We start from the raw sequence: 22,573 nt of genomic DNA, 5'->3' as shown, positions 1-22,573 counted from the left end.
AAACCTATTGATTCATAAAAGTTATACTATATAAGTCTTTACGGTAACTTTTTATGGATATAATTCACATATTTTTAAACACTAATATTCGCTCATTTACATTACGAACAGAAACTTCTTCGAGAAATATCTCATTCTCTAATTCAAAATTAGTCTCATATTGTAAAAACTGTACATAATCTATTGATGGATAATATAAAATGAGGCTAATTTGACGAGGCTCCAATTCAACTGAGCGTAATATATTGTTTACTACTTTACGAAATATTTGAACTGAAAATGGATTAAAAAAGAAAAACACATTATCCTTCTGCTGAACTAAATAGTCTTGTGCAAACACACATTGGAAATCAATAGCATTATTTTTCACACTGTATTTCTTCATATATTGAATTTTATTCGTTAGAGCATTTTCATAAAAAGTTGAATTCATTTCAACCCCAACAACATTTGTATGAAAGCGGTGATGTACATAAAAAGGGACACGTCCTTTACCACATCCCATATCCACCACACAATCTGTACTTTCAAGACTATATTTTTCAAAAAGTTGGTCTAGTGCGGCGTATGGCGTAGGCTCATAACGGTGGTAATGCGTCAATGTTGGATAGCCATACTGATTGCCTGTAGTCTCAATATGTAAATGCTGATCAAATTGTTGGTCATTCATATTTTTAGCACCTTCTATTTAATATTAAATATTTTAAAATTAAAACTTTTGATTATCTAATAAATTTCCTTTATAATAGTCTCACAATTTAATAATAATTAAACGGCATAGGATTTGTGAATAAAACGACTTGTTTAGCAAAAACGAGCTTCCATCATTACTAGTAGTGGTGTCGTAATTGATGAGTGTCACTCGTTTTTATGCTAAAGAAACCGTTCGTTCAATGAGGAAAAGTACATTACAAACGAATTCACCTTGGAATTCAACTTCCTAAGGCAACGACTTCGTAATTCACATCGATCAGATTTGAATCCAACCTTTCTAATAATTGTTCGAGAAGTTATTAATGGACTTTAAGGTCTAGCAACGGAGGCTAGATTTTTTCATTCATTTTCTAACTCACTCTTTTCAATCCGTTTTTATTAAATGCTTAAATGGGCAGTGAACTTTGAATTTCAAAATCTAAAGGATAAGTTCCACTCATTAATTGTTTCAACGACAAAATACCATTCTTTTAAGCTAGCTGCTCGACACAGCTAGCTTCTTTTTTTATTCTTCAAGTTATTTTTGATTAACTTTAACAAAATCTAACTCATTAGTGTATTAATAATATTAGTAAGACATACATATAAGAATTTTAACTAATATCCGTTGAAATAGTTAACAGTACCATATTGTTTAGATAACAAAAGGTTGCCATTGATTGATGTGCTAAACAATCAATTGGCAACCTTTTGTCTCTTCTAAAGTGTAAGTTGGGTGGGTTTCACTGCCAGCACCGGCAATCAGGTACCGGCAGTGGTTATTCGTTTGTTCGTTTTATCGTCTACGTTTGAATAGGAAGACGAAAATCGTGGCTATAATTAGGCATCCAACAGCTATAGAACTTACTATAATCGTGTCTCTTGAATAACCCGTTGTTTGCTGATTATTTTTTTCAGGTATGCCTGGATTCTTCCCACCATCTCCTCCGCGACCACATTGCATACCATTAGGAGGTTGTCCTCCTCCCCATTGTCCTCTTTCAGGCATATTATTAGGATCAAAACCTTCTCCGTCAGGTTGATTTGGCATAACCTCTACTTTGATTTCTGTGTTAGCTTTTGCGGTAGAATCTTTATCAGCATTTGTATTTAGTTGATTTTTTTGATTCACTTTATCACCTGTAGAGGTGGATGAATCTACAACTAAATCACCTGATAATTGCTTCAAGATTGATTGTGAGCGTTGTTTTGCAAATTCAGGTAAGCTATTGTCGCCTGCTACTGCAGCTTTAAATTCTTCTGTTGTGTAAAATTTCGTTGGATCTTTTTCAACATAAGACGTGATTAATTTTGCGATTTTGGCTGTTTCTACGGCAATTTTATCCTCTGTTAAATATTTAGTAGCGATATCATTTAAATATTCTTCATATTTTTTACGATATTCATCATTTGATAGTAAAGCATTTAATAATGGACGCTCTTCAATAGACGTCCCGGAGACCGGTGTTGTTACACTGAAATTGATACTTGAATCAGAAATCAACTGACCATTCCCTGCTCCCATACCTCCACGTTTTCCGATAATATTTTTATCCTTAGTGGCATCTGATGTTCCGTCAACCTCTTTTTTGTTTGATTCAGTTCCTATTTTAGCGTCTGCTGATACTTCTAGTTCTTCATTACTTGTAGGTTCCTGATTTGGTCTTGCTACGTTATTTTCCTGTGGTGGCTGCATTTGTCCACCATCACTTGGTGGCTGGCCTTGTGTACCTTCTGGGGGTGTTGGCATACCATTCATATCCCCTTGTTCATCACTAGTTGAGTCTGCTGGAGTACCCTCAGTAGTTGAAGTTGTTTCAGGATCGCTATCACCTTTAGTAGCTAAAGAATCTTTTTCAGTATTTTCGATAGTGTTTTCTTGGGATCTATCACGGCTGCCACCTCCTCCCCCTGCACCAAAACCTCCAAAGCTCATATTGTAATCCCAAGGTATAATGGATAACTTGCCTTTTTCTTCATATAAGTAATAGTTATGCTTCATGTTTCCTTGATAGCTATCTAGATTTACTAGTGCTGTATTTGTTGCAAAATAGCGCAACATATTGTCCACATCAACTGTATCTTCTATACTAGCACCCTTACTATTAATGGCACTTAAGAAATTAATCATCGCTTCATCATCAGAATCATCTGTACTTGTTTTTGCATTCAAACCAGTGTAATCATCGATATTGTCACTAATCCATTTCAAATCACTGCCTGCACCATCTGGTTTATATAATGACCCGGTATTTGTTGAGAAATTTTTGGCTAAGAAAGTTTCGTCCACTTGTTCAACGCCTAGGAAAAGTCCTCTATCTTCACCATTCACCGTTACATACATGTATGAGTATGAAGGAGTTGGCAAGCCCATTTCTTCCATTAGCTGATAAGAAAGATATTCTCTCATTAGAGTTGAATCACTATAATTGTTGTTCAAATTCAGTTTTTTCAAACCATATAAACTTTGCTCGTCATTGTAGTAATCGAAGTCGATTTTCAAGCTGTATCGATCTGAATCTTCGTCACTTGCCACCTCGCGCAACGACAAATTACCTTTTGTACGTATACCGACATGCTCAAGGGTTTTACCATTTACAGTAACATTTGCTTCTTTAATTTCTTCATCCAGTGGATTGTCTAACATGTCTTGCCAATCCTTTTCAGAAATTTCAAGATCGACCGTTGTTACTTTATCTTTGTTAAATACCTTATTTGTATAAGTTGTTTCTGTATTCTTAGAATCCAAAGAAAGATTGGGTAAGATTCCTACAACGCATATGAACACAATCACGAGTACAGCGAGAATGCCGTATACTACTCTATTTTTGATCATGCTGTAACTCCTTTACGATGATTTATGGTCCTTGTATTAAGCTGTGAAGTTACCATCGTAGCTAAGCATTACTGCTGATTTCACACCTTGAATAGCTGTTAAATCATTCATGAAGTTTGAATCATTTTCTTTTACTCGAATTTCGTAAGTCACTTCTAACTCTTCACCAGGCATCACCGATTTTGATTTTAAAGCGTGTTTCTTAGATTGAGATGAAATAACTTTTTCCATCGTATCTTCAACTGTTGAATCTGCATATTTTATGATTAATAAGTATGGGTTTTCAATTGTGATTCTATTGACGAATAGTACTAGCACTAAACCAATTAATATTGAACCTACGATTACTAATGGAATAAATCCCGCACCACATAAAATACCTGATACGATAGACCAGAATAAAAAGACTAAATCCATTGGGTCTTTGATAGGTGTTCTAAACCGAACAATTGATAAAGCACCGACCATACCAAGGGACAATAGGACATTTGAAGAAATACCCATAATAATTAATGCCGTGGCCATTGTCATAATCATTAATGAAATATTGAAAGTGTGTGAATAAATTACACCTGAAAATGTCTTTTTATATACTGCGTAAATAAAAAGGCCAATGATAAATGAGACAAAGAGTCCGATTAATGCATCTGTTAATGAGAAAGCTGATGTTTTCTCTATAAAACTTGATTTGAAAATATCTGTGAAATTTGTTGTATCCATTATTAATTCCTCCAAAAAGTATTAACCGTACATACGGCTTAATTGATATTTTGAATATGCATCAGGTCTACGATCCATCATTTGCAACATCATTTTGATTACATCTGGCAAATATTCATCGTATTTCACTTCTAAAATTACTTGTGTTGAATCAAATACAGATGCCATTGGTAAATCTGGATTAAAAATATCTGTATTGCGAAAGCTTGTTTTGATTTGGCCATCAAATGTTACGCGTACATTCCCAAATGGATAAACATATGCTTCGCGAACATAATCAACAACTGTCATCGGCTTCAATTGATATAAAGACATTTGAATAAATAGTTCACGAATAAGTTGACGCTCGTCCTCTTCCATCCAGTTAATCTGTCCAATACGCATTGATTCATATTCATCAGATGAAATACGGCACTTTTCTTTAAAAGTTAAATTATTTCTCTTACTTTTCTTTTCAAGGTTACTGAGTGCTGAATTATGCCCGTAAATACGGACGCGATATTTATCACGCTTGAAATAACCTTCTTTTTTCTCATTCAAGATTTTGTTTTCAAAGTTATCGAAATACACACTACGAATTAAATACTTTCCATCACCACCAGCATGCGCATCAAGTTTCATCACATGTTGTAGTTTATTTCGTAATATGGTGTAATCCATTTGTGAGATGGCATGTTTGAGTTCTTTTCGACCTTTAACAGTAAACTCATCTTGGTATCTCATAATTTCCTGCTCCCTTTTCCGCTCTTATTTTTCGCCAGCTAATGCATTTTCGATTTCATATTCCTCATACAAAGAAGACAACCATGTTGAATAATTGGCATTTATCTTTTCGTTCATTAAAGCTGTTTTTACATCATCCTTTGAATTTTCAAATGTAGCTTCCTTTGCTGCCTTTTTACCTGTGACTTTAATAATGTGGTAGCCATAATCTGTTTTAATAGGATCGCTTATTTCATCCACTTTCATTGAAAAGGCAGCTTTTTCAAAGCTTTCGTCCATTTCACCTTTTCCAAAATAGCCTAGGTTACCCTCATTCGAAGCACTTGCTGTATCAGTTGAATACTCACTAGCTAGCTCTGCAAAGTCTTCACCTTTTTCACTTTTCTTTTGTACCTCTTTTGCTGTATCTTTGTCTTCAACTAATATATGACTTGCTTGTACTTGCTCTTCTTGAGAAAAAGTATCTTTATTTTCTTTAAAATATGTTTTCAGCTCTTTTTCGGTAATATCTATTGTTGGTTCAATTAATTTTGTAGTTGTTAAATACGTCTTGATGTTGTCCTTTGCACCTTGTAATGTCATAGCGTTAGATTCTAGCGCAGCTTCAAATGCTTCTTTACCTCCATAAGAATTTTGCAAGTCATCTAGCTCCGCCTGAATCTCATTATCTGAAACAGTAATTTTTTTCTTAACGGCTTCTAGCTCAATGACTTTACTTGTGATCAGTGTACTAAGCACGTCAGTCCCATATTGAGAAACAAGTTCTTTATTTAACTCTGATTGAGTTATTATTTCACCGTTAATTTTGGCGACGTAATCATCTGTTTTTGGAACTGTTACATAGTAGGTAATTAACGCCATTAGTAAAATTAGCGGGATTCCGATAACAAGTATGAGGCGTTTCCCCTTCCCCTTTTTATCTTCTGGTATTTCGTTTGTCATTTATATCATCCTTCCTTATGTTCTGTTCTTTACAAAACCCACTTTACAGAATCAATGTGTCAGCTAAATGTCGGGATTTATATTTTTGAAAGAAAAAAATCCAATTCGATTTTGTGATCGAATTGGATTTCTAGGTCATTATCAGTTAGTTGCTTTTGGAATTATTAATTTGAATGTTGTACCTTTCTCAGAGCTTTCTACCAGTTGTAGATCGCCATGGATGGATTGCGCCATCATTCTACTAAGCGGTAAACCTAGACCTAAGCCACGCACTTCGTATTTCTTGTTTTCACCTCGATAGAAACGTTCGAAAACTAAATCTTGTTCTTCTTTTGGAATACCTTGTCCATGATCAGATACAGTAATAACAACCGATTCCTTCTCATCATACAAAACGACGTTAATATTGCCTTGCCCCTTCATAGCTTGTTCAGCATTTGTAAATAAATTGGTGAAAATCTGTTGAAAACGAATAGCATCAATATTCACCGTTACTAACTCTTTTAATGTAGTAAGTGTTAACTGGATGTCGTCAGTGTCCTGCATTAACCTCCATTGATTAACTACGTCTTTTAACATTTGGTTAATTTCAAGTTCTTCAAATTTCACAGGAATGGCGTTTACAGCAAATGAGTTGAATGCCAATAGATCACCAACCATTGTTTTTAATTTTGATGTTTCATTTATCGCCATTTTAACAAATTCGCGAGCATCATCACCTGAAACAACTCCATCTTGAATGGCTTGTAACAGACCACTAATAGAGGTTACAGGTGTTTTCAGTTCATGTGTAACACCTGCTAACAATTCGGTTCGCATTGACTCCAGTTGTTCCAAGCGCATTGCCATCTCTTTAAAAGAACGAACAAGTTCGTAAACTTCTTCTTCCTTTAAATTTTCAGGGAGTTTGATATTATAGTTACCTTGTTGTACTTGTTTTGCTGCGGCAGCAACCTCTTTAATTGGTGTAGCTAACCTTCTTGATAAAAAATAAATTGCACCTAAACCTAACAAAGCTAAACTACCTATCATAATCGCCAACTGACCGTACTCTTGGTTTAAATGTGTAAGCCTCTCTTTTGACTCCACAATAACTACCCAACCGACTTGTTCATCGGCAATTTCAATTTTCTTCTTTACTGCATAAAAAACTTTTGATGTTCCATTATAAGTGAGCTTTTGTACCTCATCACTAGATGATAAAATATCGGCTTGAATAGTTTGCTCTCGCGGTCCTTTAGGGCGATTACTTGAAATGATTTTCCCTTCAGTATTTACTATATAAATAACCGGCTTAATGTCCATATTCATAAACCGATCCCGCTCTCTGAATAGTCCAGGATTATCACCACTTGGAATTCCTGCATCAACATTATCTGAAATGCGATGAGTCATTTCCTCTGCCATGAACTCAATCATATCCAATCTATATACAAGCGTTGTATGACGTAACCAGATTGCTGATATAAATGCAATGATAGTTAGCCCTATACAGAGAGTTAGCAAATAGCGCGTAGTCCAATAGCGCGTTAAGGATACCCTTTTCTTTTTACGATTTTTTAACACTTAACTGATACCCCAATCCACGAAGTGTCTTTATTTCCCCTTCTTCGACAGGCCAGTCTTGTAGTGATTTACGTAATCTCTTTATTGCTAAATCGACTGCGCGGTCGCTACCGTCATATTCCCACCCCCACACTTGCTCAATTAACTGATCTCGTGTAAATGTTTGGTTTGGATGCTCTGCTAGAAACATTAATACTGATAAATCTCTTGGCGTTAAATCTATTACTTGATTATTCACATGTACATCATGTGATTGTAAGTTAATTTCTAAGCTACCAAATTTCCTCTTAGGGGCATTATCACCTTGAGTTCTTCTTAAAACGGCTTTAACCCGTGCGACAACCTCTTCAGCAACAAATGGCTTTGTAATGTAATCATCTGCACCTTCATTTAGCCCTTCAAGTCGATAATTAACTTCACCTAAAGCTGTTAACATGATAACTGGACAAGTACTTATTTGACGTATTTCCTTTAAAATCTCCCAACCACTTTTTCCCGGAAGCATAATATCTAATAACACGAGATTAGGATTAAATTCATGGAATTTCTTAATTGCATCAGAACCATTGTAGGCCTGCTCTGTTTGAAAATTCACCTTTTGTAAATATGCCTTGAGTACTTGGCTAATCGCAAATTCATCTTCTACAATGAGTACTTTATCCATACAAATCCCTCCAAATCGCTGTTATATTCTTTTTTCAAACATTATAGCATTCCAATACGTCAACTAGATGTCATAGATAACTAGTACATAATTGAATAGCAGTAAAAAAACAAAAAACTCCACTAACATCGCCGTTAGTGGAGTTTTTTTATTTAAGGTATGTCCTACATATACTAAATGAATGAATATAATTCTTCCACTAAGCTATTTATCGTACTGAATCTTCTGGTGTGTCAAAGTAGGCTGCCGCTTTGTCATAATCGAAGCGACCTTCCCATTTAGACATAACGATTGTAGCTAGAGAGTTACCAACTACATTTACTACTGTGCGAGCCATATCAAGAATACGGTCAATACCAGCAATAAATGCTAAACCTTCTGGTGGTATACCTACAGTACCAAGAGTCGCTAATAATACAACAAAAGATACACCTGGTACGCCTGCAATACCTTTAGAAGTAACCATTAATACAAGTACTAATGTAATTTGATCCATAATAGTTAAAGGAACATTATACATTTGCGCGATGAAAATTGCCGCAATTGCTTGGTATAGCGTAGAACCATCTAAGTTAAATGAATATCCTGTAGGTATTACAAAAGATACGACATCCTTTGGACTACCAAATTTCTCCATTTTTTGCATTACTTTTGGTAATACGGTTTCAGAGCTTGAGGTAGAGTATGCTAAAATTAGCTCATCTTTTAATACTCTAAGCAAACGGAAAATATTGATACCAACGAGCTTAGCAATTGAACCTAATATCACGATTATAAAGAATATCATGGATGCATAAACTAAAATCGCCAATTTACCTAAAGGAATTAATGACTCTAAACCAAATTTTGAAACGGTTATCCCGATTAATGCGAATACACCAAAAGGAGCAAATTTCATAACTGTGTTTGTTACCCAGAACATAGCGTCTGCTGTTCCTTGGAAGAAAGCAAGAACTGGTTTCCCTCTCTCACCAATAGAAGCTACACCAAGCCCAAATAATACAGAGAAGAAGATTATTGCTAACATGTTCGTATTAGCCATAGCATCAATGATATTCGTTGGAACAATATTAATAATTGTATCAGCGAAACCATGACTTTGTACTTCTTCAGTTGTATGAAGATATTGAGAAATATCACCTTTAGTGATAGCACTCATATCCACACCAACACCAGGTTGGAATATATTTGCAACCAATAAACCAACAACAATTGCAATTGTTGTTACAACTTCAAAGTAAATAAGAGTTTTCGCACCTAATTTACCAAGCTGTTTCATGTCACCTGTTCCAGCAACACCTAAAATTAATGTAGAAACAATAATCGGTACAACGATCATTTTGATCATATTCAAGAATATCGTACCAATTGGTTGTAAATAAGTTTCAACCTTTGGATTACCGTAGAAGATTGCACCTACTGTAATACCTAAAACAAGTCCGATCAATATTTGAACAGCTAAACTTATCTTAAATTTTTTCTTCATCAATAAGTCACCCCTTTGTTCTGTTTTACTTTTTACAGAAAAAGCCTTATTCACATTTTATTAACGACTTATTAAATCCGACAGAATCCGACATTTATTTAATTAAAAAATTTTGAAATAAGAAATTATATTGTTTTTCCACTAACTATTTACCTATTTAGGTGGATGATGATACTTCTCTAAAGACTCTACATATAACACTTGTAAGAACTTCTTCACATTCACTTTTATCTTCCTAGTCATCTTAGAATCCTCTTGAATGGAACGCATACATGTTCGAATTTCTGAGAACTCAAAGTAGCGTGGAGCATAATATTCAAACTCAGGGTTTGTATAATCGACAACACCCAAAGTTGCTAAATTATTCATTGCGGCCAATATCGTTCTACGTATTCGTTGCTCAATGGCCTTACTTTCTTTCATTATCTCAACACCGTTAGTCTTTGTTTCAGATGCAAGTTCCTCATACAAATCCTTTAAAGCCGGCAATTGCATGGAAGATTCACTACGATTAATCAGCAATTCCATTATACTTAGAATGTCGTCGCTTCCTACTTCTCCTACAATACCCATATCATTTAAAATGGATAAAACTACATCTTTTATAGTTCGATGCGTCTCTTCTTTCGTGGTCTCTTCAAAGTTTATTAATGACTCACGAATCGTGAGCAGTGATCGTTTTAATAAAAAACGCTCTGCTGTTTTTTTTAGGACATTTTGCACTTCCACCCGATTGATGGGTTTATGGATAAAGAACTCCACGTCTTTTTCGTATGCTTGCCCCACCATTTCCTTATTAACGACTTGTGAAATCATCACGAAATGACCTTTAAATCCTTGTTTTCTCAATTGTTCTATTGTTTCAATACCATCTAAATTCGGCATTAATAAATCGATTAATACAAGATCAGGATGGCTTGACAAAATAAGTGGCAATGCACTTTCTCCACTATCAGCCTCCCCAATTACTACCCCCAAATCACCTTCAATAATTATTTGCTTAAGCATTCGGCGGCTAGCTGCATCATCGTCCACTATAAAATAACGCAGGATTATTCAACTCTCTTTCGAATATTCTTCGTTGGTATTTCGATTCGAAAAATTAAGCCACTCTCAAAATTTCTAACAGAAATATCCCCTTCAAGCATTTGTACAATTTCGCGCACGTGAGATAAACCAATCCCGGTTGCTGCAACACCTTGCTTATTGTATTTCGTCGTAAATCCTGGTTCGAAAATAAAATCTAAATCCTCTTTAGATATACCATTACCAGAATCACTTACTTTAAAGCATGTCTTCTTTTCTATATCAAATACCTCAATTGAAATTTCACCAACATCATCTATTGCCTCAACCGCATTTGCTACAAGATTATTGAGCATAGCTAATAACGGAATTTGTTGATTCGTTTCAAAATCGGTGGATACTTTCACATGAAAAACAATTTGTTTACCTAATAACTCACTATATTTCGTATTGGCTGTTGTAACGAAATCAAGTAAATTCGATAAAAAATATACATCATTTGTTTTTTGAAGCGTGATGTTCGATAAACCCGAGAATATACGCTGAGCATCTTTCTTTACTTCATGAATTTCCTGGGCAATATGCAAAGCCTTCACACTTAGCTCTCTTTGCTCAATGTCCTTTAATTTACGATATAAATCATAGCTAGAAGCTGTAATTTTCTCTATATGATTCATTGATTTTTGCAAATATAACGTCTCTACATATAAACCTGAGTCTACCGTTAACTTTTCTTCTAATCGTTTATGTTGCTCTGAAATAACAACCGAACTATATAAACCTACGACAAAAAAGCTTCTCAATAAAGCAACTGCACTTAATAGTCCCAAATCATATAGATCAATATTCGTATCAGTTATTAAGAAAGCGCGAATGATATGCTCTGCACTATTCCCTATTATTTCAAGAAGTGTTGCATATATGCCTAAGTGCAATGGTTTATCTTGGTATTTTTTAACTCCAAATATTCGAAAACCACTAGAAAAAATAAAGTAATAAATAAAGGCGGGCGCATTTTGCTTTAAGCTTTCCGTTAAATCAAACAAATTAAACGCTACATCATTCATAATCCGGAATAAAACTACCGTTAACCCCGTAACAATCCCAGCCCTTATAATCGCATAAGGCGGGCGAATTAATATAAGTAAAAGGAACATTATGCTCCCAAGACCAAATCGAAAATTCTCTCCATAGAAAGGTGCCACTTTTATCTCACTGCTAATAGCTGTCAAAATAGCGATGAGAATTATCCATATCAGCTCGGACTTCCTCCATCTAATACTTAAATTGTTCATTAGAACTCCCCTATAATAAATTACCAATAAAAATGAATTTGCTTAAAAATCTCTATTTTATGAAAACGCAATCACTAAGCCATTTTACCATTGTTCTATTTACAAGGAAAAACATTTACTTAATGCTCTACTTATATTAAGAAAATAATCTTTATGTTAAACAGGTAATATAGTCAAAAGAAGAAACATGAAGACCTAAATTGTTTGCTACTAAACTGGTTAAATTCTTCAGATTTTCTCCAAAAATATTAAAAGCAAATTCCAAGTTAATCCGTTCTAGTTCTCAATACAGTGAAAGATAGCTTCTATGCAGTTAGATTAGTCATTTATAGTTAAAAAATATCTTCATATAAAAAGCATTGTTTATCCATAATAAATAATTTTTTCGATTAGCTTCCCTTTATTAAAAATAAAAACCCGATTAAGCAGTCAGTTGATGCACTGGCTTTATCGGGTTTCATTTTTTATACTTTAAAAATTGGTTGGCTAGTAGTAATACTTATGAATGATCAATATACTTTAACATTCCATCATTTTTTCAATTAACTTCCGATTACGTTTTTTAAACAACTCGTTATGTGAAGAAACCATTCCAACACCATTTGCTTCAGGTTCAATATACTTCTTAGCCTTATTTACTGCATTTGCTGCATCTTGGAATGCGCCAGCAATTAAATTCACTTTACCTTCATATTTTACAATATCGCCTGCAGCATATAGACCTGGTACTGACGATTCGCCAGAAGAGTTACTTTCAATATAAAAGTTATCCGCAATATCAATTTCAACTTCGCTATTTTGAAGTAAAGATGCATCTTGTTCAAAACCATGATTAATAATGACTTCATCAATTTCTACATATTCTACTTCATTATTTTGATGATTTGTTAATTCTACTTTTTCAATTATTTCTCTATTATCACTAGCAATAAATTTTGTAATAGATGTGTTAAAAAAGGAAGTAACTGTGCTTTCTAATAAATGATTCACTTGCGATTCATGTCCATTTAGTTGATCTTTTCGATATGTTAAATACACTTTTTTTGCTATTGGCTCTAATTCATTTGCCCAGTCAATTGCTGAATTACCACCGCCAGAAATGATGACCGTTTTATCTTTGAAGCGTTGAATGGATTTTACTGTGTAATTCAAATTCGATACTTCAAATTTCTCCGCACCTTCAAGTTGAATTTTCGTTGGGTTCAAGATACCACTTCCAACTGCAACTATTATGGTTTTGGAGTAATGCTTGTTTCCTGAAGCTGTCGTTAATTCAAAAAGGTTTCCATCATTTTTTTCTATAGATTCTACTTTTTCATTTAACACGACAGTTGGATTAAACGTTAATCCTTGTTCGACTAACTGCTCTATCAATTGCTCTCCAGGAAGTGGCTTATGTCCCCCTACATCCCATATCATTTTTTCAGGATAAACATGTAATTTACCACCTAAATAAGGTTGATATTCAATGATTTTTGTTTTCATTTCACGTAATCCACTATAAAAAGTTGAATATAGTCCAGCTGGTCCTCCACCAATGACAGTTACATCGTATAAGTCTTGTAGCTCCATATATTAACACTCCTAATTTGTATTAAATAATTTATGTATCTATCTATTCTCTTCAATTCAAAAAATTAATTGACTTTCAGTATCATTGACCTTATATTTAAGCATGTGCAATGATAGTGAAATTCATTCTCAATTGTAATCTATTAATTTTATTTTGTAAACGGAGGTTAGTCATATTATGGTTCGCCTATATACAGATGACTTAAGCATTGGTTATGGTGACCGTTTAATTGTCAAAGAATTGAGCATCTCAATTCCTGATAAAAAAATTACAACGATCATCGGCGCAAATGGTTGTGGTAAATCAACGCTTTTGAAAACAATGACTCGTATTATTTCACAGCAATCAGGTGCTGTCTTGCTTGATGGTGAAAATATTGCGAAGCAAAATACGAAAGACTTAGCGAGCAAAATGGCTATTCTCCCTCAAACTCCAGAGAGCGTTAGTGGGTTGACTGTTGGAGAACTTGTTTCCTACGGGAGATTTCCTTATCAAAAAGGGTTAGGACGACTAACAAAAGAGGATTATGACGTCATTGAATGGGCTCTTGATGTAACAGGAACTACTGAATTCAAATATCGATCTGTAGACGCATTATCGGGCGGTCAAAGACAACGTGTTTGGATTGCCATGGCGCTTGCACAAGAAACAGAAATTATTTTCCTTGATGAGCCAACGACTTATCTAGATTTAGCTCATCAATTAGAAGTTCTCAATCTTTTACAAAAGTTAAACGAAGAACAAGAACGTACTATTATCATGGTATTACATGATTTAAACCAAGCAGCACGTTTTGCTGATTATATTATTGCTTTAAAAGATGGAGAAATCGTGAAAGCTGGCAATTGTGAAGATGTCATGACAGCTGAAGTACTTGAAAAAGTATTCGCGATTGATGCTCATATCGGAATAGACCCTAGAACAAACAAACCAATGTGTGTCACATATGATTTATTAAAAGGAGCAGAAAAATGAAAAAATTATTTTTACCATTCTTATTATTATTCGTTCTAATCATTGCCGCTTGTGGCAATAAAACTGAGGATAAAGCTGAGGATACTTCAGCAGATAAAAACAGTGAGCCAGCGACGATTACATATGAATCTGAAGATGGTCCAGTAGAAGTGCCAGCTAACCCCCAAAAAGTAATAGTATTAGGTTCTTTTGCAGGTAACGTAATGTCACTTGATGTACCCCTTGTCGGTGTTGACGCTTGGGCAAAAATGAATCCTCGCTTTGATTCAACTTTAAAAAATGTTGAAGAAGTAACAGATGAAGATATAGAGAAAATTATAGAGCTTGAACCAGACTTAATCATTGGTCTTTCAACTGCTAAAAACATTGATAAATTAAAAGAAATCGCTCCAACAATTACATTTACTTATGGAAAAGTAGACTACCTTACACAACATTTAGAAATTGGTAAATTATTAAATAAAGAAAAAGAAGCAAAAGCATGGGTTGACGATTTTAAAAAACGTGCTTCTACTGCAGGTGATGAAATCCGTGCTAAAATAGGGGAAGATACAACAGTTTCTGTCATTGAAAATTTCAATAAAGACCTATATGTATACGGCGATCACTGGGGCCGTGGTACAGAAATTTTATATCAAGAAATGAAATTAAAAATGCCTAAAAAGGTAGAAGAGTCAGTCTTAAAAGATGGCTACTATGCTTTATCTCAAGAAGTTTTACCTGATTATGCTGGTGACTATGTTATCTTAAGTAAATTCTCAGATGGTGATACTTCATTCCAAAAAACGAAAACTTATAAAAACATTCCTGCTGTTAAAAATGGTCATGTATATGAAGCAAATGCAAATGAATTCTACTTCAATGACCCTATAACTCTTGAATATCAGTTAGAATTCTTCAAAGACCATTTCTTAGGAAAATAAGCATTACTAATTTTAAAATAGGAATGATGATTAACTATGACAAAAGAAAAACAACAATCCATACCGTTTGTTATTAAATTCATAGTAGGAATTATCGTTCTGATCTGTATATTTACAGTAGCTATGGTATTCGGTGCTGCAAATACTTCTGTAAGAGAAGTATGGCTAGCTATTACTTCAGATTCAGCGAGTGATACCATTACGATGATTCGAGAAATCCGTTTACCAAGAGAGGTCGGCGCCATTTTTGTTGGTGCCGCCCTTTCTGTTGCGGGTGCTATTATGCAAGGTATGACACGAAATCCATTAGCGGATCCCGGATTACTAGGACTAACTGCTGGTGCAAATGCTGCTCTAGCTATCACCTTTGCTCTTCTACCGTCCATAAACTATTTTGGTATTATGATTGCTTGTTTTATAGGTGCCGCAATAGGGGCTGTTTTAGTATTTGGAATTGGCATGTTAAAAAGAGGTGGATTTTCTCCACTGCGGATGGTGTTAGCCGGAACTGCAGTTTCTGCATTCCTTTATGCTATAGCTGACGGGGTAGCCTTATACTTTAAAATCTCAAAAAACGTTTCTATGTGGACAGCTGGTGGCCTTGTCGGAACTGCATGGAGTCAGTTACAACTAATTATACCTATTATTATTGTAGGCCTAATTGTAGCTCTCCTTCTTTCAAGACAGCTCACTTTACTAAGTTTAAGTGAAGAAGTAGCAGTTGGCTTAGGACAAAATACAATGCGTGTAAAAATCATTTTATTTTTCATCATTATCATCTTAGTTGGAACTTCCGTGGCACTTGTAGGGAATATGGCTTTTATCGGTTTAATGGTACCTCACATCGTACGTGCCATTGTCGGTACGGATTATCGTCTCGTTATTCCCATGTCAGCGATCACAGGGGCTTGCTTTATGCTGCTAGCTGATACAGTTGGGCGTACAATTAACGCACCTTATGAAACGCCTATTGCTGCTATTATTGCTGTTTTAGGACTACCGTTCTTTTTAATCATTGTTCGTAGAGGGGGCAAAGTATTCTCATGATTGCACCTCATTTGATTAGAAGACAACGATTAATCATATTTATACTATGCGCATTAATTATAGCTACATTTATTATCGGTTTAGGTATGGGCGCATCTTCTGTTTCATTTGACCGTATCATTCCAACCATTCTAGGTAACGGTACTTTCAAAGAAGAATTTGTTCTCTTTTCAATACGCCTACCTCGAATTCTTATTACTGTTTTAGCAGGTATGGCACTCGCATTATCCGGCTCCATTTTGCAAAGCATTACACGTAATGATTTAGCCGATCCAGGAATTATCGGGATTAATGCTGGCGCTGGAGTTGGCGTAGCTATTTTCTTTTTATTTTTCCCTGTTGATGTTGGTTCATTTATATATGTCTTACCGGCAGTCGCCTTTTTAGGTGCTTTGCTAACGGCTATATTGATATATGCATTTTCTTATAGTAAGAAAGAAGGTCTACAACCGGTACGCTTAGTTTTGGTAGGTATTGGATTTTCAATGGCGCTTTCAGGCGTAATGATTGTTCTAATCTCATCAGCTGAACGTTCAAAAGTGGATTTTATCGCCAAGTGGTTAGCGGGAAATATATGGGGTAATGATTGGGCATTTGTTTGGGCAATTCTGCCTTGGCTTGTTATATTAATTCCTTTTACTCTTTTTAAGGCAAATAAGCTGAACTTACTAAACTTGAGCGAACCTGTTGCTATCGGAGTAGGTGTTTCACTTGAGAAAGAAAGAATTGTCTTACTGTTAACTGCTGTTGCATTAGCTGCTTCTGCTGTTTCAGTGACCGGCGGAATTGCCTTCATTGGTCTTTTGTCGCCTCACATTGCAAAAGCATTAGTAGGACCAAGAAATCAATTATTTATACCTGTAGCCATTTTAACAGGCGGTTGGCTGTTACTACTTGCCGATACTATAGGTCGTAACATTATAAACTTTAGTAGCATTCCAGCAGGTATAATCGTATCTCTAATTGGGGCACCGTACTTTATTTACCTGTTATTTAAAAAATAGACTTAATCCTCCCATTTAAGAGAGGTTCAGACTGTAGCTAAACTCGAAGAATTTCGAATTTGCCTACAGTCTTTTTTCTTTTATATTAAATATGGATGAATGCTACCTACTATCTTTGATTTCCGCTAGGGGCGAGCCGAGCCGCCCTCCGCTCCAATCAACTAAATACATTAATATTGCTGTCTTCTTTATATGACTCACCACTACCAATTTCTCAACTGAAAGCAGTAATGTCAGGGTATTAAAGCAAAATGAATATTAGGATCAACGCGAAAATAATTTGGAATAGGCCAATACCACCTGCGTATGCAGATAATTTCCATCCATGCTGCGTTAAATCTTTTATATTAACACTCATACCAATACCTGCAAGTGCTGTGATTTCCAAATAGTTCCCAAAAACTTTGGTTGGATGTGTAATTGATGTTGGAAATAAAACAATACTATTGATTACACACAATAATAAAAACCCTGCTACATACCAAGGAACAATTGAACGTATGTTGAATTTCCCTTTAGTGACTTTTTGAGTTTCTTGAGATTCTTGAGCTTTTTGATTTGCCATCTTTATACGTGTTAGAACAAATACGACTAATGCTAAGAAAATGATTCTGCTGATTTTAAAAATTTCTGCCTGATCTTTCACTGCCTCGCCAACTATGCTCCCGCTGGCAACTACTTGCCCTACGGATTGCAATGTACCACCGATCAGAGCTGAAGATGGCAGAACATTATTATGAAAAACGGTGCTTGTAATGACAGGTAAAAGAATCATCATTACTGTACCTAGTAAATTAACAATTGTTATAGATACAGCCGTATCTGATGTTTTTGCATTAATTGCTGGTGCTGTTGATGCAATTGCTGAAGATCCACAAACTGCATTACCACTCGCCATCAATAAACGAAAGTCCTCACCAAAACTTAAATATTTTCCCAACCAAATTACAAAAGCAATTGTCCCAGCCATTTGAATAAGTATAAAAGTGATACCCGTTAGCCCAATATTAAATAAAGAATTAAATGTTAACGTTGCACCCAATAAAATAATTGAATAGTAAAGTAGGCTACTTTCTGAAAACTTTATTCCTGGTCTTAACATCGGGTTAGACCCAAACTTTAAATTGCCGACCAAAATACCTATTAAAATAGCAAATAATCCACTGCCTAAACTCGGAAAGAAACGACCAAATACCATTCCAATAAAGGCAATAATAATACAAGTTATCAATCCAGGTAGAACATTTATTATTTTCTTCATTTTGTAACCCCATTTATTTTTGTTTGTACCTAAACTTTACTGGAGAATTAATAATCAGTAAAATACAGATAAGTAATTATGACTATTAGTATTTCTAATAAGGGGGAATTTAATGTATTACGATGCCTTAAAGACATTTGTTGCTTTAGCAGATATTAAAAACTTTACGAAAACAGCTGAATACCTCCATATTTCTCAACCTAGCGTTAGTTTACACATAAAAAATTTAGAAACTGAGTTTAATACACAATTGTTTATACGCTCACCTAAGTCTCTAAAAATTACTCCGTCTGGTGAAATTCTCTATGATCGCGCTAAACAAATGTTAGCCATTTATGATCAAACCAAATCTGATATTCTAACACTTCAAAATGAAATTAAAGGAAAACTGCTTATTGGCGCAAGCTTTACCATTGGCGAATATGTACTACCTTCATTACTCGTTACTTTACAACAAAAATATCCTGAACTTGACCTGGAAGTAATAATCGGAAATACGGATGAGATTGTTGAAGCTGTTCTATTGCTTAAGATAGATATCGGATTAATCGAAGGGCAAACAACCAATAAAGAGTTAATTGTAGAACCCTTTATGGAAGACGAATTATTGTTAGTCGCATCTCCTTCACATGTACTTGCCCAAAAAGATAGCATTACGATTCAAGACTTACATAATCACACATGGCTAACTCGCGAGGAAGGCTCAGGCACGCGTAATTACTTACTTCATTTACTAGAATCTAATGGCATTAATATTAAATCGCTTATCTCTATTAGCAGCAATCAAGGATTAAAGGAATTTATGACTCAAGGAATTGATGGTCTTACACTACTATCCAAAAACGTTATTGAACATGAATTAAAAAGAGGGACACTCGCTATTATCCGTTTAGAGGACCGTGTATTTAAACGGAGTTTTTCCTATGTATATTCACCTATTATGGGAAGTAAAAAGAATACCTCCATGTTTATAAAAGAAATCAACAATAAGTGGCATATATAAAAAGCCGTTCCTGATATCAAACGAGTGATGTAGGAAACGGCTTTCTTATTCAATACCCCTATTGTTTAAATGTGCGCTTTAGAAATGCCTTTGTGCGTTCGTTTTGTGGATGGTTAAAGATTTGCTCTGGTGAACCTTCTTCCACTATGACCCCTTTATCCATGAAAACAACACGATCTGAAACTTCTCTTGCAAATTCCATTTCATGTGTCACGATTAACATCGTAAGACCTGTACCTGCTAATTCCTTCATAACCTTTAGAACTTCTCCAACCATTTCTGGGTCAAGTGCAGATGTTGGTTCATCAAAAAGCAATACATCTGGTTCCATAGACAGCGCTCTAGCAATAGCTACACGTTGCTTTTGACCACCTGATAATTGGTGTGGCTTCGCATTGATATATCGATCCAAACCTACAACCTTCAAGTACTTCATAGCAACATTCTCAGCATCACTTTTAGAGCGCTTTAAAACCTTTGTTTGTCCTACAATACAATTTGTTAATACATTAAGGTTATTAAACAAATTGAATGATTGGAATACCATACCAAGTTTTGTACGATAATTATTTATATTATGGTTGTTATCTAAAATATTTTCACCTTGATAAACAATCTGTCCCCCACTTGGTCTTTCTAATAAGTTAATACAACGTAGAAGCGTAGATTTCCCAGATCCTGAAGAGCCGATGACACAGACAACTTCCCCTTTGTTTACAGAGAAATCAATGTCTTTAAGAACTTCATGAGTGCCAAAGGATTTGCTTAGATGTTGTATCTCGATTACATTTTTCATAAGTCTATCTCCTTTGCTCGCAATCATGCTTTTTTACCTTCTACTTGTTCTAAATCATCAATCATTTGATAGTTTTGTGGACCATCTAATCTTTTTTCAAAGTAGTGTAGAATTTTCGTCACTACAAATGTCATGATTAAGTATAAAATACATGCTACAAAGAATGATTCGAAGTATCTAAAATTATTCCCCGAAACAGATTTTGTTTGGAAGTATAGTTCTGTAACACCAATTACATTCAATACTGATGTATCTTTAATATTCATAACAAATTGGTTACCTGTTGCAGGTAAAATATTCCGTAAAACTTGAGGTAATACTACATGAATCATAGTTTGCCAATGATTCATACCTATCGCTTGAGCTGCTTCAAATTGACCCTTATCTACGGAGATGATACCTCCACGTACAATTTCAGCCATATACGCTCCTGTATTAATAGCAACGATAAAAATTGCTGCAAACGTACGGTCCATATCTACACCAAATGCTTGAGCAGCACCATAGAAAACTACCATTGCCTGAACAATCATTGGTGTACCTCGGAAAAATCCTACGTATATCCCAAGAATTATATTAATTAGTTTTAATACAATTCTTTTTAATCCTCTTTCAGGTTTTGGAATCGTATTAATAATACCGATAAGTAATCCAATGATAGCACCGAAAACTGTACCAAGTGTTGCAATTAATAACGTCATCCATGCCCCGCGAAGGAACATTTCCCAGTTTTCAGTTGCTATACTTATAATCCAGTCAATACTCATACTGTTCCTCCTTCAAAAGCAGTAATACCGACTGCTTCATATGCAGCCGGTATCCGTCATACATTATTTTGCAGCTGGTTGGTTTGCAATCGCTTTATCCATAATTTCTGTACGCTCTTCTTCAGAGATACCTTTTAAAATTTCATTAATTTTATCTTTTAACTCGCTATCTTTTTCAATTCCTACAGCAATTGCTGTATCTTCTTCGGACGCTTTAAAGCCATCTGTGAATTCAACCATTACAAATTTGTCATTTGCAGCTGAAGAACTAATACCTTCTGGACGTTCAGATACATAACCATCAATCACACCAGATTCAAGTGCTACACGCATTGCAGGGAAGTTATCCATTGCTGCTTGTTTTTTAACACCAGTAATTTGATCTATTACATCGTAGTGTGTTGTATTTAATTGACCTGTAATTTTGGCACCACTAAAATCTTGGATTGAAGTAGCTTTCTCGTATTTACTGCCCTTTTTAACAACCATTACATAATTAGATGTATAGTAGTTATCAGTGAAATCAATTGTCTTTTTACGCTTTTTAGTTGGAGACATACCCGCCATAATTGCATCAATTTTACCTGAAGTTAATGAAGGCACTAGACCGTCCCATTCTGTTTTGACGATTACTAATTCTTTTCCTAAAGACTCTGCAACTCTTTTTGCAATCTCAACATCGTAACCGCCAGCATATTCTGCGTTACCAGAGATTTTCACGCCGCCGTTTGAATCATCTTTTTGTGTCCAGTTAAACGGAGGATATCCCGCTTCCATACCAATTGTGAATGTTTCTTTTTTTGTTTCCCCTTCAGTAGATGCACCTGATCCCGAACCTGCATCTTTAGTTCCACAACCAGCTAATAGTAAAATAGCAAGTAGTGTCATAGCAGAAAAAATTGCCCATGTTTTTTTCATATTATATTCTCCCCCTTTAAATAATATCCTTAATTTTCTTCAAAATACTAAAAAAGGCTATTGTACGTATAAAAAACGCGCCCTGAGATGAACTCAGGTCGCATTGTACAATAGCCTAAATCCTCTACTTATCCCTTAATGAGATAGCTCAACTCAACGAACTAGGACGTTCATTGAGACAGTCCTGCAGTTATTAACTGCAGACCCAGCAAGTAACATCGAGTGTATTACAAACTTCGGCGACATCTCCTTCTCAATAGTTTCATAGTTTCTCAAGCTCCACTAAAGACTAATAGATATCGCGCCTCTACCTCACCTATCAAAAAGTGAGGTTGTATTCAATTATCATTGTACA

The 22,573-nt window shown here is 35.0% G+C and carries 20 protein-coding genes and 1 riboswitch; of the genes, 5 read left to right on the top strand and 15 right to left on the bottom strand.

Features of this window, described 5'->3' with window-relative positions; all coding sequences use genetic code 11:
- Positions 1 to 64: 64 nt before the first annotated feature.
- The 11 genes from AMD00_RS18325 to AMD00_RS18275 all read right to left on the bottom strand — a co-directional run bounded on the left by AMD00_RS18325 (position 65) and on the right by AMD00_RS18275 (position 13,523).
- Positions 65 to 670, bottom strand: coding sequence for a class I SAM-dependent methyltransferase (locus tag AMD00_RS18325; protein WP_053418485.1), 606 nt, complete (start codon positions 668 to 670; stop codon positions 65 to 67).
- Positions 671 to 1,489: 819 nt separating this feature from the next.
- Positions 1,490 to 3,529, bottom strand: a complete 2,040-nt coding sequence (locus AMD00_RS23605; protein ID WP_053418484.1) for a CotH kinase family protein — start codon at positions 3,527 to 3,529, stop codon at positions 1,490 to 1,492.
- Positions 3,530 to 3,565: 36 nt separating this feature from the next.
- On the bottom strand, positions 3,566 to 4,249 hold the full coding sequence (locus tag AMD00_RS18315) for a DUF4956 domain-containing protein (RefSeq protein WP_053418483.1): 684 nt from the start codon (positions 4,247 to 4,249) through the stop codon (positions 3,566 to 3,568).
- Positions 4,250 to 4,270: 21 nt separating this feature from the next.
- Positions 4,271 to 4,972: a polyphosphate polymerase domain-containing protein gene (locus AMD00_RS18310; RefSeq protein ID WP_053418482.1), complete on the bottom strand. Its 702-nt coding sequence runs from the start codon at positions 4,970 to 4,972 to the stop codon at positions 4,271 to 4,273.
- Between the two features lie 24 nt (positions 4,973 to 4,996).
- Positions 4,997 to 5,914, bottom strand: coding sequence for a peptidylprolyl isomerase (locus tag AMD00_RS18305; protein WP_053418481.1), 918 nt, complete (start codon positions 5,912 to 5,914; stop codon positions 4,997 to 4,999).
- A 141-nt stretch (positions 5,915 to 6,055) separates the two neighbouring features.
- Positions 6,056 to 7,480 (bottom strand): HAMP domain-containing sensor histidine kinase, encoded by a 1,425-nt coding sequence (locus AMD00_RS18300; RefSeq protein ID WP_053418480.1) that lies wholly within the window; start codon positions 7,478 to 7,480, stop codon positions 6,056 to 6,058.
- Entirely contained in the window at positions 7,464 to 8,144 is a 681-nt protein-coding gene (locus tag AMD00_RS18295) for a response regulator transcription factor (RefSeq protein ID WP_053418479.1), read from the bottom strand. Before AMD00_RS18295 ends, AMD00_RS18300 begins: the two co-directional genes overlap by 17 nt.
- 208 nt (positions 8,145 to 8,352) lie before the next feature.
- Complete coding sequence (locus tag AMD00_RS18290) at positions 8,353 to 9,630, bottom strand: cation:dicarboxylate symporter family transporter (RefSeq protein ID WP_053418478.1); 1,278 nt, start codon at positions 9,628 to 9,630, stop codon at positions 8,353 to 8,355.
- 153 nt (positions 9,631 to 9,783) lie between these two features.
- Complete coding sequence (locus AMD00_RS18285; protein ID WP_053418477.1) at positions 9,784 to 10,680, bottom strand: response regulator; 897 nt, start codon at positions 10,678 to 10,680, stop codon at positions 9,784 to 9,786.
- 2 nt (positions 10,681 to 10,682) lie between these two features.
- Positions 10,683 to 11,951: an ATP-binding protein gene (locus tag AMD00_RS18280; RefSeq protein ID WP_053418476.1), complete on the bottom strand. Its 1,269-nt coding sequence runs from the start codon at positions 11,949 to 11,951 to the stop codon at positions 10,683 to 10,685.
- 519 nt (positions 11,952 to 12,470) lie between these two features.
- Positions 12,471 to 13,523 carry an NAD(P)/FAD-dependent oxidoreductase gene (locus AMD00_RS18275; RefSeq protein ID WP_053418475.1) on the bottom strand — a complete coding sequence of 351 codons (1,053 nt, stop codon included), beginning with the start codon at positions 13,521 to 13,523 and terminating at the stop codon, positions 12,471 to 12,473.
- Between the two features lie 178 nt (positions 13,524 to 13,701).
- On the opposite strand from AMD00_RS18275, the gene AMD00_RS18270 reads away from it, so the two are divergent.
- From AMD00_RS18270 to AMD00_RS18255, 4 genes are read left to right on the top strand one after another with little or no spacing between them, the layout of a single operon-like run.
- Positions 13,702 to 14,499: an ABC transporter ATP-binding protein gene (locus tag AMD00_RS18270; RefSeq protein ID WP_053418474.1), complete on the top strand. Its 798-nt coding sequence runs from the start codon at positions 13,702 to 13,704 to the stop codon at positions 14,497 to 14,499.
- Positions 14,496 to 15,422, top strand: a complete 927-nt coding sequence (locus tag AMD00_RS18265; RefSeq protein WP_053418473.1) for an iron-hydroxamate ABC transporter substrate-binding protein — start codon at positions 14,496 to 14,498, stop codon at positions 15,420 to 15,422. The genes AMD00_RS18270 and AMD00_RS18265 overlap by 4 nt, the downstream gene beginning before the upstream one ends.
- 36 nt (positions 15,423 to 15,458) lie before the next feature.
- Positions 15,459 to 16,469 (top strand): FecCD family ABC transporter permease, encoded by a 1,011-nt coding sequence (locus AMD00_RS18260; RefSeq protein WP_053418472.1) that lies wholly within the window; start codon positions 15,459 to 15,461, stop codon positions 16,467 to 16,469.
- Positions 16,466 to 17,473, top strand: coding sequence for a FecCD family ABC transporter permease (locus tag AMD00_RS18255; RefSeq protein WP_053418471.1), 1,008 nt, complete (start codon positions 16,466 to 16,468; stop codon positions 17,471 to 17,473). The genes AMD00_RS18260 and AMD00_RS18255 overlap by 4 nt, the downstream gene beginning before the upstream one ends.
- A 241-nt stretch (positions 17,474 to 17,714) precedes the next feature.
- On the opposite strand, the gene AMD00_RS18250 is transcribed toward AMD00_RS18255, so the two are convergent.
- Positions 17,715 to 18,734 (bottom strand): YeiH family protein, encoded by a 1,020-nt coding sequence (locus tag AMD00_RS18250; protein WP_053418470.1) that lies wholly within the window; start codon positions 18,732 to 18,734, stop codon positions 17,715 to 17,717.
- A gap of 112 nt (positions 18,735 to 18,846) precedes the next feature.
- Between AMD00_RS18250 and AMD00_RS18245 the strand changes: the two genes are divergently transcribed.
- On the top strand, positions 18,847 to 19,737 hold the full coding sequence (locus AMD00_RS18245) for a LysR family transcriptional regulator (protein ID WP_053418469.1): 891 nt from the start codon (positions 18,847 to 18,849) through the stop codon (positions 19,735 to 19,737).
- 58 nt (positions 19,738 to 19,795) lie between these two features.
- Here AMD00_RS18245 and AMD00_RS18240 read toward each other — a convergent pair whose 3' ends face one another.
- The 3 genes from AMD00_RS18240 to AMD00_RS18230 all read right to left on the bottom strand — a co-directional run bounded on the left by AMD00_RS18240 (position 19,796) and on the right by AMD00_RS18230 (position 22,218).
- Positions 19,796 to 20,533, bottom strand: a complete 738-nt coding sequence (locus AMD00_RS18240; RefSeq protein WP_053418581.1) for an amino acid ABC transporter ATP-binding protein — start codon at positions 20,531 to 20,533, stop codon at positions 19,796 to 19,798.
- Between the two features lie 23 nt (positions 20,534 to 20,556).
- Positions 20,557 to 21,300 (bottom strand): amino acid ABC transporter permease, encoded by a 744-nt coding sequence (locus tag AMD00_RS18235; protein WP_053418468.1) that lies wholly within the window; start codon positions 21,298 to 21,300, stop codon positions 20,557 to 20,559.
- Positions 21,301 to 21,363: 63 nt separating this feature from the next.
- Positions 21,364 to 22,218, bottom strand: coding sequence for a transporter substrate-binding domain-containing protein (locus AMD00_RS18230; protein WP_053418467.1), 855 nt, complete (start codon positions 22,216 to 22,218; stop codon positions 21,364 to 21,366).
- A gap of 136 nt (positions 22,219 to 22,354) precedes the next feature.
- Positions 22,355 to 22,536, bottom strand: a riboswitch (Lysine riboswitch).
- Between the last annotated feature and the right edge of the window lie 37 nt (positions 22,537 to 22,573).

The organism is Viridibacillus arvi (genome assembly GCF_001274945.1).
GTDB lineage: Bacteria > Bacillota > Bacilli > Bacillales_A > Planococcaceae > Viridibacillus > Viridibacillus arvi.
This window is presented reverse-complemented; position numbering and strand designations above follow the sequence as displayed.

Coding starts and splice junctions, on each gene's coding strand:
- AMD00_RS18325 (WP_053418485.1), bottom strand. CDS start 670: ATGAATGACCAACAATTTGATCAGCATTTACATATTGAGACTACAGGC.
- AMD00_RS23605 (WP_053418484.1), bottom strand. CDS start 3,529: ATGATCAAAAATAGAGTAGTATACGGCATTCTCGCTGTACTCGTGATT.
- AMD00_RS18315 (WP_053418483.1), bottom strand. CDS start 4,249: ATGGATACAACAAATTTCACAGATATTTTCAAATCAAGTTTTATAGAG.
- AMD00_RS18310 (WP_053418482.1), bottom strand. CDS start 4,972: ATGAGATACCAAGATGAGTTTACTGTTAAAGGTCGAAAAGAACTCAAA.
- AMD00_RS18305 (WP_053418481.1), bottom strand. CDS start 5,914: ATGACAAACGAAATACCAGAAGATAAAAAGGGGAAGGGGAAACGCCTC.
- AMD00_RS18295 (WP_053418479.1), bottom strand. CDS start 8,144: ATGGATAAAGTACTCATTGTAGAAGATGAATTTGCGATTAGCCAAGTA.
- AMD00_RS18290 (WP_053418478.1), bottom strand. CDS start 9,630: ATGAAGAAAAAATTTAAGATAAGTTTAGCTGTTCAAATATTGATCGGA.
- AMD00_RS18280 (WP_053418476.1), bottom strand. CDS start 11,951: ATGAACAATTTAAGTATTAGATGGAGGAAGTCCGAGCTGATATGGATA.
- AMD00_RS18275 (WP_053418475.1), bottom strand. CDS start 13,523: ATGGAGCTACAAGACTTATACGATGTAACTGTCATTGGTGGAGGACCA.
- AMD00_RS18270 (WP_053418474.1), top strand. CDS start 13,702: ATGGTTCGCCTATATACAGATGACTTAAGCATTGGTTATGGTGACCGT.
- AMD00_RS18265 (WP_053418473.1), top strand. CDS start 14,496: ATGAAAAAATTATTTTTACCATTCTTATTATTATTCGTTCTAATCATT.
- AMD00_RS18260 (WP_053418472.1), top strand. CDS start 15,459: ATGACAAAAGAAAAACAACAATCCATACCGTTTGTTATTAAATTCATA.
- AMD00_RS18255 (WP_053418471.1), top strand. CDS start 16,466: ATGATTGCACCTCATTTGATTAGAAGACAACGATTAATCATATTTATA.
- AMD00_RS18250 (WP_053418470.1), bottom strand. CDS start 18,734: ATGAAGAAAATAATAAATGTTCTACCTGGATTGATAACTTGTATTATT.
- AMD00_RS18245 (WP_053418469.1), top strand. CDS start 18,847: ATGTATTACGATGCCTTAAAGACATTTGTTGCTTTAGCAGATATTAAA.
- AMD00_RS18240 (WP_053418581.1), bottom strand. CDS start 20,533: ATGAAAAATGTAATCGAGATACAACATCTAAGCAAATCCTTTGGCACT.
- AMD00_RS18235 (WP_053418468.1), bottom strand. CDS start 21,300: ATGAGTATTGACTGGATTATAAGTATAGCAACTGAAAACTGGGAAATG.
- AMD00_RS18230 (WP_053418467.1), bottom strand. CDS start 22,218: ATGAAAAAAACATGGGCAATTTTTTCTGCTATGACACTACTTGCTATT.